The organism is Streptomyces coeruleoprunus (assembly GCF_039542925.1).
GTDB lineage: Bacteria > Actinomycetota > Actinomycetes > Streptomycetales > Streptomycetaceae > Streptomyces > Streptomyces coeruleoprunus.
Window position 1 is genome coordinate 4,954,453 of record NZ_BAABIT010000001.1, and the last position, 17,108, is coordinate 4,971,560.

Annotated in this window: 11 protein-coding genes; 1 reads left to right on the forward strand and 10 read right to left on the reverse strand. The window is 76.0% G+C overall.

What is annotated here, in order from left to right:
* The first annotated feature begins 50 nt into the window (after positions 1–50).
* The gene (locus ABEB09_RS22190) at positions 51–1,034 is read left to right on the forward strand and encodes a methyltransferase domain-containing protein (protein WP_345691663.1); all 984 of its coding nucleotides are present in this window, start codon (positions 51–53) and stop codon (positions 1,032–1,034) included.
* A 6-nt stretch (positions 1,035–1,040) separates the two neighbouring features.
* On the opposite strand, the gene ABEB09_RS22195 is transcribed toward ABEB09_RS22190, so the two are convergent.
* From ABEB09_RS22195 to ABEB09_RS22240, 10 genes are all read right to left on the reverse strand, one after another.
* A complete protein-coding gene (locus ABEB09_RS22195; protein WP_345691664.1) occupies positions 1,041–3,596 on the reverse strand; it encodes an FHA domain-containing protein in 2,556 nt (851 codons plus the stop codon).
* A 62-nt stretch (positions 3,597–3,658) separates the two neighbouring features.
* Entirely contained in the window at positions 3,659–5,023 is a 1,365-nt protein-coding gene (locus tag ABEB09_RS22200) for a vWA domain-containing protein (RefSeq protein WP_345691665.1), read from the reverse strand.
* 92 nt (positions 5,024–5,115) lie between these two features.
* Positions 5,116–6,576 (reverse strand): PP2C family protein-serine/threonine phosphatase, encoded by a 1,461-nt coding sequence (locus ABEB09_RS22205; protein WP_345691666.1) that lies wholly within the window; start codon positions 6,574–6,576, stop codon positions 5,116–5,118.
* A 555-nt stretch (positions 6,577–7,131) separates the two neighbouring features.
* Positions 7,132–9,642: a serine/threonine-protein kinase gene (locus tag ABEB09_RS22210; RefSeq protein WP_345691667.1), complete on the reverse strand. Its 2,511-nt coding sequence runs from the start codon at positions 9,640–9,642 to the stop codon at positions 7,132–7,134.
* Positions 9,642–10,925, reverse strand: a complete 1,284-nt coding sequence (locus ABEB09_RS22215) for a coiled-coil domain-containing protein (protein WP_345691668.1) — start codon at positions 10,923–10,925, stop codon at positions 9,642–9,644. The genes ABEB09_RS22210 and ABEB09_RS22215 overlap by 1 nt, the downstream gene beginning before the upstream one ends.
* A gap of 15 nt (positions 10,926–10,940) precedes the next feature.
* A complete protein-coding gene (locus ABEB09_RS22220) occupies positions 10,941–11,969 on the reverse strand; it encodes a glutamate ABC transporter substrate-binding protein (RefSeq protein WP_345694038.1) in 1,029 nt (342 codons plus the stop codon).
* Positions 11,970–12,340: 371 nt separating this feature from the next.
* Positions 12,341–13,777 carry a hypothetical protein gene (locus ABEB09_RS22225; RefSeq protein WP_380840912.1) on the reverse strand — a complete coding sequence of 479 codons (1,437 nt, stop codon included), beginning with the start codon at positions 13,775–13,777 and terminating at the stop codon, positions 12,341–12,343.
* Between the two features lie 179 nt (positions 13,778–13,956).
* A complete protein-coding gene (locus ABEB09_RS22230; protein WP_345691669.1) occupies positions 13,957–14,979 on the reverse strand; it encodes an N-acetylglucosamine kinase in 1,023 nt (340 codons plus the stop codon).
* Positions 14,970–16,232: a 6-phospho-beta-glucosidase gene (locus ABEB09_RS22235; RefSeq protein WP_345691670.1), complete on the reverse strand. Its 1,263-nt coding sequence runs from the start codon at positions 16,230–16,232 to the stop codon at positions 14,970–14,972. Before ABEB09_RS22235 ends, ABEB09_RS22230 begins: the two co-directional genes overlap by 10 nt.
* Before the next feature lie 26 nt (positions 16,233–16,258).
* Positions 16,259–17,107 carry a carbohydrate ABC transporter permease gene (locus ABEB09_RS22240; protein ID WP_345691671.1) on the reverse strand — a complete coding sequence of 283 codons (849 nt, stop codon included), beginning with the start codon at positions 17,105–17,107 and terminating at the stop codon, positions 16,259–16,261.
* Between the last annotated feature and the right edge of the window lies 1 nt (position 17,108).

Below are 17,108 nucleotides of genomic sequence, written 5' to 3' on the forward strand. Positions count from 1 at the left end.
AGGACCACCGGCTCCACCGCACCACGGGAGGAAACAGAGATAGTGGACATATGGGTGCAGAGCGAGAGGACCCCTTCGTCGAGGCCGCCGCCGAGGCACGGCACCGGCTGGTGGCCGCGCTCGCCGCGGCCGGGGAGCTGGCGGACCCGGCCTGGCGCGCGGCCTTCGAGGAGGTCCCGCGCCATCTGTTCGTGCCGTACTACTACGTCGGCGTCATGGGCGGCTACGAGCGGCTGTGGCGCGACGACCCCGACCCGCGCCGCCGGGAGCGCTGGCTCGCCGGCGCCTACGAGGACCGGCCCCTCGGCACCCGGCTGCGCGACGGCGACCTCGTCTCCTCCGCGAGCCAGCCCTCCCTGATGGCGGCCATGCTGCACGCCCTCGGCGTACGGGACGGGCACACCGTCCTGGAGATCGGCGCCGGCACCGGCTACAACGCGGCGCTCCTCTCCCACCGGGTGGGCGACGAGCGGGTCACCACCATCGACCTGGACACCGACATCACCGACGCCGCGAAGGCCCACCTCGCCGAAGCCGGCTACCGCCCCGCCGTGATCACCGGCGACGGGGCGCGGGGCTGCCCCGGCCGGGCGCCCTTCGACCGGATCATCGCGACCTGCGCCCTGCCCTCCGTGCCCGGCGCCTGGCTCGCCCAGTGCCGGCCCGGCGGCCGCGTCCTGGCGCCCCTGTCGACCGGGCTGATCAGCCTGGACGTCCGGGACGCCGAGCACGCGGAAGGGCGGTTCCTGCACACCTCGGCGTACTTCGTCCCACTGCGCGGCGACGTACCGCGGGCGCCCGAGGTGCACACCGTCGGGCTGCCCCGCCGCGCCGTCGACAGCGAACTGTTCCGCTTCCTGCTGACCCTCACCGCGGGGAGCCTCGACCCGTACGAGGCGCACGCGCTCTGGCAGCGCGAACACCGCCCGCAGCGCGAGCGGTACGGGGTGACGGTCAGCGGCGGCCGCCAATGGGCATGGCTGGACGACCCCGAGGGGCCGTACAGCTGGCCCCTCGGGTCCTCCTCGGCCTGAGGCGCGTCAGCCGCGGACGATCGTGATGGTCGTCCACGCCCCGACGTGCACCCGGTCGCCGTCCTGGAGCGGGATCGGGACGTACGGCTGGATCGGCTCCTCGGCGCCGTTGAGGGTCGTGCCGTTGGTGGAGTTCTGGTCCACCACGGCCCACGAGCCGTCCGGCTGCTGCACCAGCACCGCGTGCTGGTGCGAGACGCCCGGATCCTCCGGCGGCACCGACAGGTCGATGTCCGGGGACTCGCCCGTGGACTGCCGGCGGCGGCCGATGCTCACCTGGTTGCCGGTCAGCGCGAGACGCTTCTCCGGCGAGTACGCGGGCAGGTTGAGGCCCGCGGCATCCGGGCCGCTGCGCCGCATCATCGCCATGAAGTAGTCCCGGTCGTGCGCGACGACGGCCGTCCACCCGGCGGGCGCCGGATGGTGCGGCGCCTGCCCCACATACCCGCCGGCCGCCTCGGCGCCACCGGGCTGCACGGGCGCCGACGGGGCACCGGACCCGTGCGGGTCGCCGGGCGCCGACGGGGCACCGGACCCGTAAGGGGCGCCGGATGCGTGCGGGGTACCGGGTGCCTGCGGGGTACCGGGTGCCTGCGGGGCTGCCGGGGCGAAGGCGCCGCTCGACGCCTGGGCGCCCATGGGCGCTGCCGGGCCCTGAGAGCCGCCGGGGGCTTGCGGGACGCCGGATCCATTCGGACCGCCGGGCCCCTGCGGGGCGCCGGGGCCCTGGGGGCCGCCCGGTCCCTGCGGCGCAGGGGGGAAGTGCGGCGCCGGGGAGCCGGGCGCACCATGCTGCGGACCGGGGCCGCCGGGTACACCGGGGGCTCCTGGCATGCCGGGGCCGCCGGGCGTACCAGGGCCGCCGTGGGCTCCCGGCATGCCGGAGCCGCTGGGGGCGCCAGGACCGCCGGAAGCGCCGGTGCCGCCGGGCATGCCGGGCGTACCAGGACCACCGGATGCACCGGGGCCGCCGGGGAAGCCGGGACCGTCGGGCATGCCAGGACCGCCGGGCATGCCGGGACCTGACGGCGTGCCGGGGCTGCCGGCGCCTCCGGGGCTGACCGGGCTTCCGGGGCTGACCGGGCTTCCGGGCATGCCGGAGTCGCCGGGGGCGCCAGGACCGCCGGGTACGCCGGAAGCGCCGGGGCCGCCGGGCATGCCGGATGCGCCGGGACCGCCGTGAGTGCCCGGGCCTCCCTGCGTACCGGGGCCTCCGGGCATGCCGGGACCGCCAGGTGCTCCGAGGTCGCCTGGACCGCCGGGCATGCCCGGACCGCCGGGCGTACCCGGGCCACCTGCCATGCCCGGACCGCCGGGCGCACCGGGGCCTGCCATGCCGGGACCGCCGGGCGTACCCGGGCCTCCCGCTGCGCCAAGGCCCTGCGGGCCGGCCGGGCCACCCGCGCCCTGCGGACCACTCGGACCGTGCTGGCCACCCGCACTCAGCGGGCCGCCGGGGCCCTGCGGAGCGCCGGGCGTGCCGGCGCCTGAGGGGGCGTCAGAAAGTCCCGGGCCGCTCAGGGCGCCGGGAGCCTGTGGGGCGCCGGGGCCGTGCGGGCCGCCCATGGAGCCCGGGCCCTGGGGGGCACCCATCGGCCCCGGGCCCTGCGGGCCACCCATCGGGCCGGGGCCCGGACCCTGCGGGGCCGGCGGGAAGCCCGCGCCCTGCGAAGCGCCCGGCTGCGGACCCGCCGTGTCCGGTCCCTGAGGACCACCGAGGGGGCCGTGACCGTGCGGACCGCCCGGGGCCCCGGGCCCCTGCGGGGCAGCACCCGGACCACCGGGGCCCGGCATGCCACCCGGAGCGCCAAGCCCGTGCGGACCGCCCGGGCCACCCATCGGGCTCTGGCCCTGCGGACCACCGGGGCCACCAGGTCCCTGCGGGCCACCCATCGGGCCCTGGCCCTGCGGACCGCCAGGTCCCTGCGGGCCTCCCAGTGGAGCCGGGCCCTGCGGGCCGCCCGGCCCCGGGCCCTGCATCGGCTGGGCCTGTGACGGAGGGGAGAGGACCCAGTCGTCCTCGCCGCCCCCCGCCGGACGCGGACCCGCCGGGCCGGGCTGCTGGAACGCCGGAGGCGGGCCCGGCGGCTCGGGGGACAGGGGTTCCGCCGGGCGGTTCACCTGGGAAGGACGGGAGCCCTGGTACTCGTACGGGTCCGGCGGGCGCGGCGCCGACGTGAAGCCCGGCGGCAGGTTCAGTCCGCCGCTCGGCGCCGACGGGCGCGGCGGCGGGGAGACCGGTGTGTACGAGGTCGCCGTGTTCGTGAGGAAGTTCCACCGGCACTCCTCGCAGAACGGAGCCATCGCCTCACGCGGCGTACGGCACTGCGGGCACAGCTCGGCCTGCGCGGTGGCGTTCGGGTCGCCGCCCATCGAGGCGGGCGGCGGAGGCGGGACCGGGCCGCCGGGGCCCGGATAGCCGTACGCGGGCGGCGGCGGAGGCGGCGGTGGGGGAGGCGGCGGAACGGCACCCGCAGGCGCGCCCGCCCCGGCCATGCGATGGCCGCAGACCTCGCACCAGTCGTCGGAACCCGACTGGTGTCCGTTCGGGCAGGTCGGCATGTCGGCGCTTCCCCCTCTCCTCGTCGGCCGCCGTCGCGGCCGTCATGACCTCGTGGTCCTCGTCACGGCTTCTTCACGCGAACCGTCTTCGTGGAGCGCGTCTCGAGGGTCATCTCGTCCGCCTCCGCGACCTTCGCCTTCAGTCGCACAGTACCTGTGGCGGCGTCGACGACGTCCACCACCTTCGAAAGCAGTTTCGCAGTATCCGCGTTCCCCGAGGCCGCAGCCAACTGCACCGCCCGGCCCAGCTTCGCCGTCGCGCCGCCGAAATCTCCCGACTTGCGCGCTTCCAGCCCCTGTTGGATGACCTGTGCCAGTTCGGCCTGCCCCGTGTAGTGAGCGACCTGCGGGTTGATGGACGTGGACGCCGCCATGTCCTCCGTCCACACGGCCCGTACCAGCCCCTGCCCGAGGACCTGCGGGGTGCCGCCCGCCGGGTCCGGCAGGACCAGCGACACCCGGGCCGCCAGCATCTCCTGGCCGATCCCGGCCGCCGGTACGCGCACGCACACGTGGTAGTCCCGCGACTCGTCCCCCCACGAGCCCGTCGGATAGTCACCGGCCCGCGGCCCGGCCTCCGTACGCCGGCCCGTCAGGTCCTCGACCGCCGGAGCCACCTGCTTGACGAACCGGATCTCCGCACCGACCGGCGTCCACACCCGCAGTGCGACGTCCGCGACCTCCTTGCCCATCGCGTGCTCCATCATCCGCGTGAAGTCCGCGGCCAGGCCCGCCGGATCGGCGACGATGTCGGCCGTGCCGAGCAGCGCCGACGCGATGCCCGTGACCTCCTTCACCTCCCAGTCGGTGCCCACGCCCCGCGCGTCGCACGTGAAGCGGCCCGCGCACGCGTCGAGCGCGGCCCGCAGGTCCGCCGGCGACTCGTGCTCGTTGCGCCCGTCGGTCAGCAGGATCCCGTGCCGGATCCCGGCGCCGGCGGACGCCAGCAGCCGGTCCGCCAGCCGCAGCCAGGTGCCGATCGCCGTACCGCCGCCCGCGCTCAGCCGCCGCAACGACTCCTTCGCCTCCGCGCGACTACGGGCGTCCGCGACGGCGAGCCGGCCGCCGCCCGGGTACACCTCCTGCGCCACGTGCGTGCCCGCGACCACGGCGAAGGCCACGCCGTCGCGCAGGGCGTCGACCGCCGCGGCCGTGGCATCGCGCGCGCCCCGCATCTTCGTCGGCGGGTAGTCCATCGAACCCGAGCAGTCGACCATGACGACCACGGCGGCGCCGACGCCGGGCGGCGTCCCCCGGTCCGCCGCCGGGAACGCCCCGGCCATCAGCGGAGCCCCGCCCGTGGTGCCGCCCCCCGTGGACGTGACCGTGACGATCGCGTTGACCTCGCGGCCGCCCTCCGGCAGGTACTCGTTCTGGTACACCTCCACGGAGAACCGCGGCACGTTCGACTTGGAGAAGTTCGCCATCAGGTCGGCTCCAGGCTCCTCGGTACTGCTCCACACAACGGACGGAAAGCGGACGCGGGTCGATCGCCGGGCGAAACGTGCTCAAGCCGTGTTCACGCCGATACTGCCCCTCCGGGCACCACGGCGAACGGCAGGACCGCCACCGTTACGTTGTCGTGGCCGCCGCCGTCGAGCGCGTGCCCGACGAGGACCCGGGCGCAGTGCAGGGGGCGCGCCGCCGCGTCCGGGGGCACCACCCGCGCCATGTCCTCGGCCGCCTCGGCGTAGTTCCACAGGCCGTCCGTGCACACCACGACGACACCCGGCCGGTCCGGTTTGAACGCGGCGGTGTGCGGCTCCAGTTCGTACGCGTCGGCCCCCAGCCAGCCGGTGATGGCGTGGGCGCGGGCGTCGGCGTACGCCTCGGCCTCGTTCATCAGGCCCGCCGCGACCATCTGCGCGGCCCACGAGTCGTCCTCCGTCAGCCGGGACGGCGGGGCGCCGCGGTCGTCCGGCACCCAGTAGGCGCGGCTGTCGCCGACCCAGCCCACCACCAGCAGACCGCCCGCCGAGACCGCGCCGACCAGGGTGCACGCGGGGGCGTTGCGGTGCCGGTGCGGGTCGTGCTCCATGGCGCCGCCGTCGGAGCCGGGCTCCGCCGCCAGGGCGTTGACCGCGTCGGCCGCGGCGACGATCGCGTCGTGCATGGCCCGCTGCGGGTGCGTGCCGCGGGCCAGCGACTCCACCAGCGACTCGCCGGCCGTGCCGGCCGCCGCCGACGACGCCTCGTCCGGCCGGGACGCCGACGACACCCCGTCGCACACGATCGCGACGACGGCCGGGGAGCCGTCAGGGAGGGCGGTCGAGGTCACCGCGAACGCGTCCTCGTTGCGGTGGTGGCGCAGCCCGCGGTCGCTCACGGCGGCGACCGCGTCCAGCTCCTGCTCCATGTGGTCGCGCTCGCGCGGCTGCTTGTGGCCGCAGTTCTCGCAGTACCCGTCCGGATCGACGGCCCCGGCCCGGCAGGCGACGCACACCTTGCCCGCCGCCGCGGCGGCCCGAGGATCGGGCGCGGCCAGCTCGAAGTCCCCGTCACCAGCGGGTACGTCGTGCCGCACGTCCCGCTCCACCACGGGCCCGGGACGGTCCGCCGGGGCGGGGTCCGCGCCCGTCCCCTCGGAAGCGGCCGGGTCACCACCGGTACGGCCATGCCCGGCGCTGTCGGACCCGGTGCTGTCGGACCCGGTGCTGCCGGGGCGGGTGCCGTCCGGCCCCGTACGGTCGGGCCCCGTGCCGTCCGGCGCGGCACCGCCCGGCGCGGCACCGCCCGGCTCGGCAGCGCTTGCCCCGGCGCCGTCAGGTCCTGCGCTGTCCGGCCCGGCACCACTCGGACTGCCACCGCTCGGACCCGCACCGCTCGTACCGGCGTCGTCCGGCCCGACACCCGTCGCCCCGGCCGCCGTCTCCCACGCCGTTCCGGCGACCGGAGCGGCGGGCGCCGTGGACGCGGGCAGCGGGGCCCCCGCTGCGACCGCCCCGGCCGGGGCCTGGCCGGCGGGCGGCTCATCGGGCATCGGCGGAGCGGCAGGCGGAGCCGCGGGGGCCGCGGGCGCGGCAGGCGGAGCACCGGCGGCGGCAGCACCGGGCACGGCGGGAGCCGCGGGCGGCTCAACGGGCATGGGCGGAGCAGCCGGTGCCGAGGCCGTGGTCGGCGCGGCACCGGCCGACGGGCCGCCGGGAGGGGCGGCGGGCATCGGCGGAGCGACCGGTGGTGCACCAGGCACCGGGGGACCGGCGGGCGCCGCCGGTGCGGGCAGGGGCCCACCGGTCACCGGGCCACCCGCCCCCGGGCCACCCGCCCCCGGGCCGCCCGGCTCGGGGGCACCCGTCACCGGCGCGCCCGGGACCCGACCGGCAGGGGCACCAGCACCGGCGGCGCCGGTCGAAGAGGCGGCCGCTCCAGGACCGCCCGGCGGCGGCAACGGGCCCAAGGCCACCGTCGGATGGTCCCGTGGCGGCGTCGGTACGGCCGACAGGTCGTAGCCGCACGCGCCGCAGAAGAGGTCACCCGACTCCAGCGGCTCCGAGCAGCCCGGGCAGGCCGACAGCTGATGTGTCTGCGACATCGATCACACCCACGTCCGGGGGCGGAAGCGGTTGGCCCGTTCCACCAGTTCGATCCTTTCCTCGCCGCGCTGGGCGAGCCGGGCGAGCACCCGGTACGAACGCTCCAGGCCGAACCGCAGCCCGCGTTCGTGCAGTTCGCTGCCGAGCAGCGTCCGGTCGGGGGAGCGTCCCCCCGTGTGGCCCGACAGGTACCAGTCGAGGGCCAGGCCCAGCACCTCGGCGGACAGCCGTTCGCGCCGCACCGGGTCCAGGCCGAAGTCGGCCAGCGCGCCGACCTGGTGGGCCGCCGCGTACAGGTCCTCGCGCAGCGGCTCGTGCGGGTCGCGGTGGCGCAGCCGCGCCCGTACGGCCGCCACGCGCGCCGCCGTGTAGTGGATCGACGCCTCCGGTACGGACTCCAGCGTCCGTACCGCGCCGGTCCGGTCCCCGGCCGCCAACTGCACCCGGGCCAGGCCGAAGGCGGCGCTCACATGGCTGGGGTCGGTCGCCCAGACCAGGCCGTAGTACTCGGCGGCGTTGTCCAGCTGGCCGAGTACCTCGGCGCACACGCCGAGCGCCAGCTTGGGCGCGGGCTCGCCCGGGAACGCGTCGTACACCGCGTCGAACGACAGCGCGGCGTTCGCGTTGTCGCCGCTCGCCAGCGCGACGACGCCCCGGTACCAGATGACCCGCCAGTCGTCGGGGTACCGCTGCTCCAGGGCGTCCAGCACCTGGGCCGCCGCGCCGAGTCCACCCGTCTCCAGGCGGGCGCGCAGCTCGCGCAGCCGCAGTTCGAGGGAGGGGGAGGGCGCGTTGTGCAGGGCGGCGAGGAGTTCGGCCGGGCCGATGGCCATCAGGCCCGCGAGGAACCCGGCATTGGGGTCGCCGGGGTCGACGTGCGGCACCGGCAGCGCGAGAGCGGTGGCCCGCGCGTCCACCGCCGCCGGCACACCCGCGGCCGGGTCGCCGCCACCACGCGCCGGGAGGCCCGCCGCCGCCCCGCGGCCCAGCGGTGAGCGGCGCTTCGGCACCGGGCGCAGGCCCAGGCGTGACACCTCGCCCGCCGGCTCGGCGAACAGCACCGTGTCGGTGACCCGGGTCTCCGGGCCGAACAGGGTCGACAGCGCCGGACGGGGCCGGCCCGTCTGGAGCGCGACGACCTCGCGCAGGACGCCCGTCAGCTGCTCGGCCATCTCCTGCGCCGACGCGAACCGGCGCGCCGGGTCGGGGTCGGTGGCCCGCACCAGCAGCCGGTAGAACGACTCGTACCGGCGGAACACCTCGATGTGCTGCGGGTCCGGCAGCGAGTCGGCGAACACGTTCGTGTAGCCCTGGAAGTCGAACGTCAGGACCGCGAGCGTGCGCGCCACCGTGTAGAGGTCGCTCGCCACCGACGGGCCCACCTCGGCGACCTCGGGCGCCTGGTAGCCGACCGTGCCGTAGATGGCCGACTCGTTGTCGTCCATCCGGCGCACCGCGCCCATGTCGATCAGCTTCAGCTGGTCCTCGGTCTGGATCGCGTTGTCGACCTTGAAGTCGCAGTAGAGCAGGTTGCGGCTGTGCAGATGGCCCAGGGCCTCCAGCGCCTCGATGCCGTACGCGCACGCCTGCTCCACCGGCAGCGGGTCGCGCCGCCCGTCCGGTCCGCGGCGCGCGTTGGCTATCTCCTTCAGGGACTTGCCGCCGACGTACTCCATGACGATGTAGCCGTCCAGGGAGCCCGTCCGCTGGTCCAGGTGCTCCACGAAGTTGTAGATGCGGACGATGTTGGAGTGCTCGATCTCGGCGAGGAAACGCCGCTCGGATATCGCCGCCGCCATCGCGTCCTGGTCACCGGTGTCCAGCAGGCCCTTGAGGACCACCCACCGGTCGGACACCGCCCGGTCCACGGCCAGGTAGATCCAGCCGAGGCCGCCGTGCGCGAGGCAGCCCGCCACCTCGTACTGGCCGTGCACCACGTCGCCGGCGCGCAGTTTCGGCACGAAGGAGTACGGGTGGCCGCACTTGGTGCAGAAGCCCTCCGTACGGCCCGGCCGACCCCCGCGCGCCCGCCCGACGGGCGCCCCGCAGTCGGAGCGCGAGCAGAACCGCTTCCGCTCCGGCACCTCCGGGCGCTCCATCACCGCGGACCGCGGATCGGGGCGCGGCACCTCGGGCACCGCCACCAGGCCCGCGCCCAGCCGGCTCCGCCCCGACGGGCCGGACGACGAGCCGGAGCTGCGCACCGACACCGACCGGGCCGTCGAGGGTCCGCCGGACAGGGAGGCCGACAGGCGCCCCGACACCGACCGGCGCGACGCCCGCGACGAGGACCGCGCCGACGAACGGGACGACGCGCGGGCGGAGGTCCGCGACGACGGGATCGACCCCGAGCCCTTCCCGCCGCCCCCACCGCCCGCGATGCCGGTCGCCGGGGACGACACCATTCCGTTCGCGGCGACGACCGGCGCCAGGCCGCACGTGTCGCAGTACAGCTCGCCGCCGCCGACGTCCTCGTACGAGCCGCCGCAGCCGGGGCGCTGGCACGCTCTCATCAATACCCCCTACGGTCGCCCGGCGCCGAGCCGGACAGCATGTCGGCGGCCGCCTGCTGGTAGCGCAGCACGGCCTGCTCGGCGGCGCGCAGGTCGCACGGGGCGCTCCACAGCATCCGGCGCGCCGCGTCGTACCGCTCCATCAGGAACGGGTCCTCCGCCAGGCCGTGCCGGGCCACCTTCGCCTTGTACGCGTCGAGGCGGCCGCGCAGCTCGGCGCGGACCGCGAGGGGCGCCGTGACCGCCGTCAACGACTCGCGGGCGCGCAGCAGTTCCTCCTCCGCCTCCTGCTCCAGGGCCTCCAGCAGGGGCGACAGCCGGTGCCACTGGGCGTGGCGGCGGTACTCGGCGGCGGTCGCGAGCCGCTCCTGGAGCACGGTGGGCGGGCCGCTCACGGCGGGCACCTCCGACGCGGCGATCTTCGCCAGGACCTCGCCGCGCGCGGTCCGAGCCTCGGCCAGGGTCCGGTCGGCGCGCGACAGCACGTCCCGCAGCCGCAGCAGCCGGGCCTCGGAGTCCTGCCGGACCTGGAGGACCGCCTCGATCTCCCGGCGCACGTCCTCCAGGGCGCGGGCCGCCCGGTCGTACCGGTCGGTGTCGGGCCGCCCGCCGCCGGGCGCCGAACTGCCCGCCGCCGGCCGCCAGAACGCCAGCGGGTCGCTCACCACCCGGGTGCGCAGCTCCGCCAGCTCCTCCGTGATGGCCTCCAGGTCGTCACCGGCCGGGTGCTCCCCGGGCCGTACGCCGACCGAACGCGCCAGCGACCGCGTCCGGTTCAGCTCGGCGGCCAGCAGGTCTATGCGGGCGGGCAGCGCCGACCACACCGCGTCCGCGGTCACCACCATGTCGAGCGACGCCGCGTACAGCTCGTTCATGCGCGCCACCAGCCGCTCCAGCGTGAACCGCTCGGACAGCCGCGCCTGCCCGTCGGGCAGCTGCGCGCCCGGCACGACGACGCTCTCGCCGCGCAGCCGCTCGGTCAGCTCCGCCAGGTCCTCGCGGCCCGGCCAGCGGCGCCGGGCGCGCACCTCGTGGATGTCGCGCAGCGCGGCCGTGTACGCGTCGAAGTACGTCCACAGCAGCGCTATCGTCCGCTCGGTGGCCGCCCAGCGCTCCCTCGTCGTACCGGTCAGCTCGGCGCCCTCCAGCAGCCTGCGGCCCGCGTGGTCCTGCAGCGCGAGCAGGGAGTCCTCGACCGCCTTGTGCTCCGCGCCGAGGCGGGCCAGCGCACGGTCCACCTCGTCCCGGTCCATCACCGGACCGGGGGGTCCCGCGACGCCCATCGATCACCTCTCGCTTCAGTTCGTCCGGTACTTCGGCGCCGGCGGTCCCGCCACACCCGGCAGGTCGGCCTCCAGCCACTTCTCGTACGCCTTCGTCCACGGCCCGCCCCGGTAGGAGACCAGCACCTGGTTGACCCGCCGCACCAGGTCGTCGTTGCCGAGCTTCGCGGCCACGCCGTAGTACTCCGTCGTGAACGGGCGGCCCTTCAGCTCCACCGCCGGGTCCTGCGCCGCCTGCCCGGCGGCGAGGGCGCTGTCCGTGACGACCGCGTCGACCTCGCCGGTCTGGAGGCGGACGAGGCAGTCCAGCTGGTTGGGCACCGTGTACAGGTCGGGGTCGCGGGGCGTGCCGTCGGCCTCGTCACGGAACGTCGCGCCGAACGCGTTGCGCTCCAGGGCCTCGTACGCCGTCGACCCCTCGGCGGAGCACACGCGCTTGCCGGCGAGGGTCGCGTTGTAGCCCGTGATGGTCGAGTCCTTGGGCGCGAGGACCTGCTGGCCGGTCTCGAAGTACGCCGTGGAGAACGCGACCTGCTTGATGCGGGCGCAGTTGATCGTCATCGTGCGGACGACCAGGTCGACCTTCCCGCTCTCCAGGGCGGCGATGCGCTGGTTGGTGGGCACGGCCCGGAAGATGACCGCGTCGCGGCTGCCCAGGATGTCGGCGGCGACGGCCCGGGCCAGGTCGATGTCGAAGCCCTCAAGGGTGCCCTTGGCCGGGTTGCGGTAGCCCCACCGGTAGCTGTTCTGGTCGACGCCGACGACGAGCTTCCCGCGCGCCTTGATCGCGTCGATGGCCGGTCCGCCCGCGGAGGAGGGCCGCAGCGACGCCTCGGGGTCCTTGCAGTCGGCCTTCGCGGCCGCTTCGGCGGGGAGGACGTGCACGACGCCCGAACCCGCGGGCACGGTCGCGGGCGCACCACCGGACCGCGTGAGGGGTACGAGCGTCAGCGCGGCCGTCAGCCCACAGGCGGCGGCCATGGCGGCGACCCCGCCCCACCCGCGCAGGCGCCCGGGCAGTCGGCCGCGTACCCGGCCGCGTATCCGGCCGCCGGCCGCCCGGCGGGACGGCGTGCCGGTGGGTCCGTCGCCGGGACGGCCCTCGGCCGCGCCGTCACCGGTCGGCGCACCGGCCAGGCCGTGGCCGGTGCGGGCACCGGTCGGGGCAAGGCCGGGCACCGCCTCGTCGGGAACCGCCCCCTGCGGAACGGCGGGAGGAGCGGTCTCGGAACGCCCGGCGCCGGGAAGGGTGCCGGCCCGCCCGCTGTCGGCGGTGTGCCGGGACGGTCCGGCGCGCAGTGCGCCGAACAGCCGCCCGCGGCGCCGGGCGTCCCGCGCCGTGCGGGACGTGGCGGCCGGCCGCCGGCCGCCCTGTGTGTCGTCGGTGCCGTTCACCGTGGTGCCCCCTCTCCCCGTCACCGGTACTCCGCCAGCCTGCGGTTGACGCCCATGATGGCCCCGGCCGCCCCCAGCACCGCCAGAGCGCCCGCCCCGGCGGGCAGCCCGGTCAGCGCGCCCCGGCCGCGCTCGGCGGCCCGCGTGAACTCGTCCTGCTCGTGGTCGAGCGCCTTGCGCAGCGCCGCGTCGACCCGGTCGAAGGCCGCGCCCGTGGAGTCCTTGCCGCCGATGACCTTGGCGAGGGCGCCGTCGTAGTCGCCCGCGTCGTCCGTCTGCCGGGCACCGGTGTGGCGCTCGCGCCACTCGCCGACCCACCGCAGCGCGTCGGACACCGGAGCGCGGCCCGCCGTGTCGTCGGCCAGGGCGTGCGCCTCGTCGAGGGCGGAGGCCAGCCGGCCCATGCCGGCGCCGTACTCCGTCTCGTACTTGTCCTTCTTGCCGTCGTCGGTGAGGACCGCGCCACGTGCCACGAGAGTCAGGTTCTCGTTCGCCCGGGCCTTGAGGGAATTGATCCGGGCCTCGTTCAGCACCTTGAGCGAATCCTGGCCGTGCGCCCTCGCCTCGTCGAGCCCGGCCCGGGCGAGCGCGTGACCGCCCGCGAGCCACAGCAGCACGAGCGTCGCCGCGGTCGTCGCGGCGAGCAGCCCCCGGTTGAACACCCGGTTGGTGCGCAGGTAGGCGCGGCGCTGCGCCGCGGCGAGCACGACCAGCACCAGCAGCCCGGCCGCGAGCGACAGCCACGGCCAGGCACGCGCGTCCCGGTCGTCGTCGGCGAGCCGCGCCGTCTCCGCCTCGTACAGCCGCTCGGCGGCCGGCAGCAGGTACGAGGTCATCCGCTGGTTCGCGTACCGGAGATACGCGCCGCCCAGCGGCAGGCCCTGCCGGTTGGCGGCCCGGGCCCGCTCGACGAGGCCCGTGTAGCGGGGCAGCTGCTCGTTGAGCGTGGCGATCTCGCGGGCGGACTGCGACGAGCCGTCCGTGTTCGCCGCGGCCCGCACGAGCAGCCGGGCGGCGGTCGCGATGTCGTCCTCGTACCGCTTGCGCACGTCGGGCGGCTCCTGCGCGCCGGCCAGGAAGCCGCTGGCGGCGGCCGTGTCGGCGTCGGCGAGGGAGCGGTAGATGTGGGCGGCGTCGGCGCTCAGCGGCTGACTGCGGGTCACGACGTCGTCGGCTGCGGCCGCGCGGTACGCGACCTCGACGGCGGTGACGGCGCCGAACGCCACGACGAGGGCAGCGAGTACGGCTCCGAGGATGCGCAGCCGGCCCGGCTCGGTCGTGGCGGCGGCCCGCAGCCTGGTCATGCCGGAGGCGAGGGCGCCGCGGCCCGCGGGCGGTGCGGGCGCGGCGGCGGGGGGAGCGACGGGGGGAGCGGCGGGCGGGGCGGGTGCCGTGGTGGTGCCGGGCGGCACGGACGGGCCCGGCGGCGCCGGCCGCTCGTACGGCGGGTGTGTCACGTGACCTCCCCCTCGGTCGCTGACGTCGGCCCGCCCCCCGGCGGATCGGGTGGCGGCTGCCCGGCCAGCAGTATGGCCGCAGGGGCCGACGTTGACACCAGGCTTGACTCGATCTTGTTCTTATCGTGCCTGACGCCTCAGTCGCACCGTTATTCGATCCCCCTCTCCGAACACGTCTGTCAGGGCCGATCGGTTCCGGGCCCCGGCGGCTGCGCGTACCGCGCCCGCAGCGCCGCGTACGCCGCCGGCGCGGCGCCCACGTGGTCGAGGCCCAGCAGCGCGGCCCCCAGCACCGGGGGCGCCGTCACCACGCGGAGCACCGCCCGGGGCGCCTTGTCCGCCAGGAGCTCGGCGATCCTGGGGTTGAGGTCCGGGTGCCCGGCCGCCAGGACCCCGCCGCCCAGCACCACCGGCACCTCCGCGTCCAGCAGGTCCAGCCGGTCCAGGGCGACCGTCGCCATCGCGACGACCTCCCGCGCCAGCCGCTCCACCAGGCCGCGCGCCACCGGGTCGCCCGCCGCGCTCACCGCGAACAGCACCGGCGTCAGCTCATGGCGCCGCACGGCCGGGATCCGCCCCAGGTGCAGCGCCTCGATCAGCGCGTACACCGAGCCGAGCCCGAAGTGCGCGGGCAGCGCCCGCGCCAGCCCGGTCGGCTCGCCCCGCCCGTCCTCCGCGCGGGCCGCCCACCACAGGGCCTCCTCCGCGAGGCCCGAACCGCCGCCCCAGTCCCCCGAGATGCGCCCCAGTGCGGGGAACCGCGCGGTCCGCCCGTCCGGCAGCATGCCCACGCAGTTGATGCCCGCGCCGCACACGACGGCCACGCCGCGCGGCTCGTCGACGCCCGCCCGCAGGATCGCGAAGGTGTCGTTGCGCACCGCCGTCGACGTGCCCCAGCCGCGCGCGTGCACCGCCCGCGTCAGCTCCTCCTCCTCGGCCGGCAGATCGGCGTTGGCCAGACAGGCCGACACATGGACCGCGCACGGCCCGTCACCGGTGAGCCGGGCGGCCGATACCGCCTCGCCGACGACCTCCGCCAGCGCGTCGACGGCCACCCCGACGCCCGCCACCGCCGGCTGGAAACCGCCGCCGCGTGCCGTGCCCAGGACGGTGCCGTCCGCTCCGACCACGGCCACGTCGGTCTTGCTGTTGCCCGCGTCGACCGCCACCACGGCGGCCGGCGGGCCGGGAGTCACGCCCACGCCAGGTGCTCCCGGTTGTGCGCGATCAGCCGGTCGGTGAGCGTGTCCGCGTACGTGTACTGCCCGACCAGCGGGTGCGCCAGCAGCGCCCGGAACACCCGGTCGCGCCCGCCGCGCAGCGCCGCCTCCAGCGCCAGGTCCTCGTACGCGGTGACGGCCGCGACCAGCCCCGCGTACAGCGGATCCAGCGGCCGCACCGGCAGCGGCCGGGCCCCCGACCCGTCCACCCGGGCCGGCACCTCGACGACCGCGTCGTCCGGCAGGAACGGCAGCGTGCCGTCGTTGCGCGTGTTGACCACCTGCACCCCGCCGCTCCCGCCGAGCAGCGCCGCCGCCAGGTCGACCGCCGCCTCCGAATAGAAGGCGCCGCCCCGCTTCGCCAGCAGCTCCGGCTTCTCGTCCAGCGCCGGGTCGCCGTACATCTCCAGCAGCCGCCGCTCCATCTCCGCGACCTCGGCGGCCCGCGACGGCTTGGTCCGCAGCTCGTCGACGACCTCGTCGTGCGCGTAGAAGTACCGCAGGTAGTACGAGGGGACCACGCCCAGCCGGTCGAGCAGCGCCCGCGGCAGCCGCAGGTCGTCGGCGATCGCGTCGCCGTGCTCCGCCAGCAGCTTCGGCAGCACGTCGGCACCGTCCGGGCCGCCGAGCCGTACGCCCAGCTCCCACGTCAGGTGGTTGAGCCCCACGTGCTCCAGATGCACGTCGCGGGGGGCCACGTCGAGGAGCCGGGCGAACTTCCGCTGGAGTCCGATGGCCACGTTGCACAGCCCGACGGCCTTGTGGCCGGCCTGGAGGAGCGCCCGGGTCACGATGCCCACCGGGTTGGTGAAGTCGATGATCCAGGCGTCGGGGCTGGCCCGCCGTACCCGCTCCGCGATGTCGAGGACGACCGGCACGGTCCGCAGCGCCTTCGCCAGGCCGCCCGCGCCCGTCGTCTCCTGCCCGACGCAGCCGCACTCCAGCGGCCACGTCTCGTCCTGCTGCCGGGCCGCCTGTCCGCCCACGCGCAGCTGGAGCAGCACGGCGTCGGCGCCGTCGACGCCCGCCTCCAGATCGGTGGTGGTGGTCACGGTCCCGGGGTGGCCCTGCCGGGCGAAGATCCGCCGGGCGAGCCCGCCCACCAGCTCCAGTCGGTCGGCGGCCGGGTCGACGAGGACGAGTTCACCGATGGGCAGCGTGTCGCGCAGCCGCGCGAACCCGTCGATCAGTTCGGGGGTGTAGGTGGAGCCGCCCCCCACGACAGCGAGTTTCATGCCCATATTTCAGCCCCTTTCATGTGCTACCCCTTCACTCCGGTCAGCGTGACGCCCTCGACGAACGCCTTCTGGGCGAAGAAGAAGACGAGGATCACGGGGGCCATGACGAGGACCGTCGCGGCCATGGTCAGATTCCAGTTGGTGTGGTGCGCGCCCTTGAACGACTCGAGCCCGTAGCTGAGCGTCCAGGCGGCCGGGTTCTCGGAGGCGTAGATCTGCGGCCCGAAGTAGTCGTTCCAGGCGTAGAAGAACTGGAACAGCGCGACCGCGGCGATGCCCGGCCGGGCCATCGGCAGCACCACCCGCAGCAGCGTCCGCAGCTCCCCGCACCCGTCGACCCGGGCCGCGTCCAGGTACTCGTCCGGGATGGTCAGCAGGAACTGCCGCAGCAGGAAGATGGAGAACGCGTCCCCGAACGCCATGGGGATGATCAGCGGCCACAGGCTGCCCGACAGGTCCAGCTGCTTCGCCCAGAACAGGTACATCGGGATGACGACGACCTGCGGTGGCAGCATCATCATCGAGACCACCAGCATCAGCGCCGCCCGCTGCCCGCGGAAGCGGAACTTCGCCAGGGCGTACGCCACGGGGATCGACGACACGACGGTCAGGACAGTCCCGAGCCCCGCGTACAGCAGGGTGTTGCGCCACCAGTCCGTGAAGCCCGGCGTGTGGAGCACCGCCGTGTAGTTGCCCCACTCCCAGGTGTCGGGGACGAGGTCGCGGGTCAGGGCCTGCTGATCGCTCATCAGGGACGTCAGCACGACGAAGACGAACGGGAGGACGAAGAACAGCGCGGCGGCCACCCCGAGGGCGTGCACCCCTATCCAGTGCAGGACGACCCGGCGCCGCTTGTCGGCGAGCGTGCTCATC

Coding starts and splice junctions, on each gene's coding strand:
- ABEB09_RS22215 (WP_345691668.1), bottom strand. CDS start 10,925: ATGGGCGTCGCGGGACCCCCCGGTCCGGTGATGGACCGGGACGAGGTG.
- ABEB09_RS22235 (WP_345691670.1), bottom strand. CDS start 16,232: ATGAAACTCGCTGTCGTGGGGGGCGGCTCCACCTACACCCCCGAACTG.
- ABEB09_RS22205 (WP_345691666.1), bottom strand. CDS start 6,576: ATGCCCGATGAGCCGCCCGCCGGCCAGGCCCCGGCCGGGGCGGTCGCA.
- ABEB09_RS22195 (WP_345691664.1), bottom strand. CDS start 3,596: ATGCCGACCTGCCCGAACGGACACCAGTCGGGTTCCGACGACTGGTGC.
- ABEB09_RS22190 (WP_345691663.1), top strand. CDS start 51: ATGGGTGCAGAGCGAGAGGACCCCTTCGTCGAGGCCGCCGCCGAGGCA.
- ABEB09_RS22240 (WP_345691671.1), bottom strand. CDS start 17,107: ATGAGCACGCTCGCCGACAAGCGGCGCCGGGTCGTCCTGCACTGGATA.
- ABEB09_RS22210 (WP_345691667.1), bottom strand. CDS start 9,642: ATGAGAGCGTGCCAGCGCCCCGGCTGCGGCGGCTCGTACGAGGACGTC.
- ABEB09_RS22200 (WP_345691665.1), bottom strand. CDS start 5,023: ATGGCGAACTTCTCCAAGTCGAACGTGCCGCGGTTCTCCGTGGAGGTG.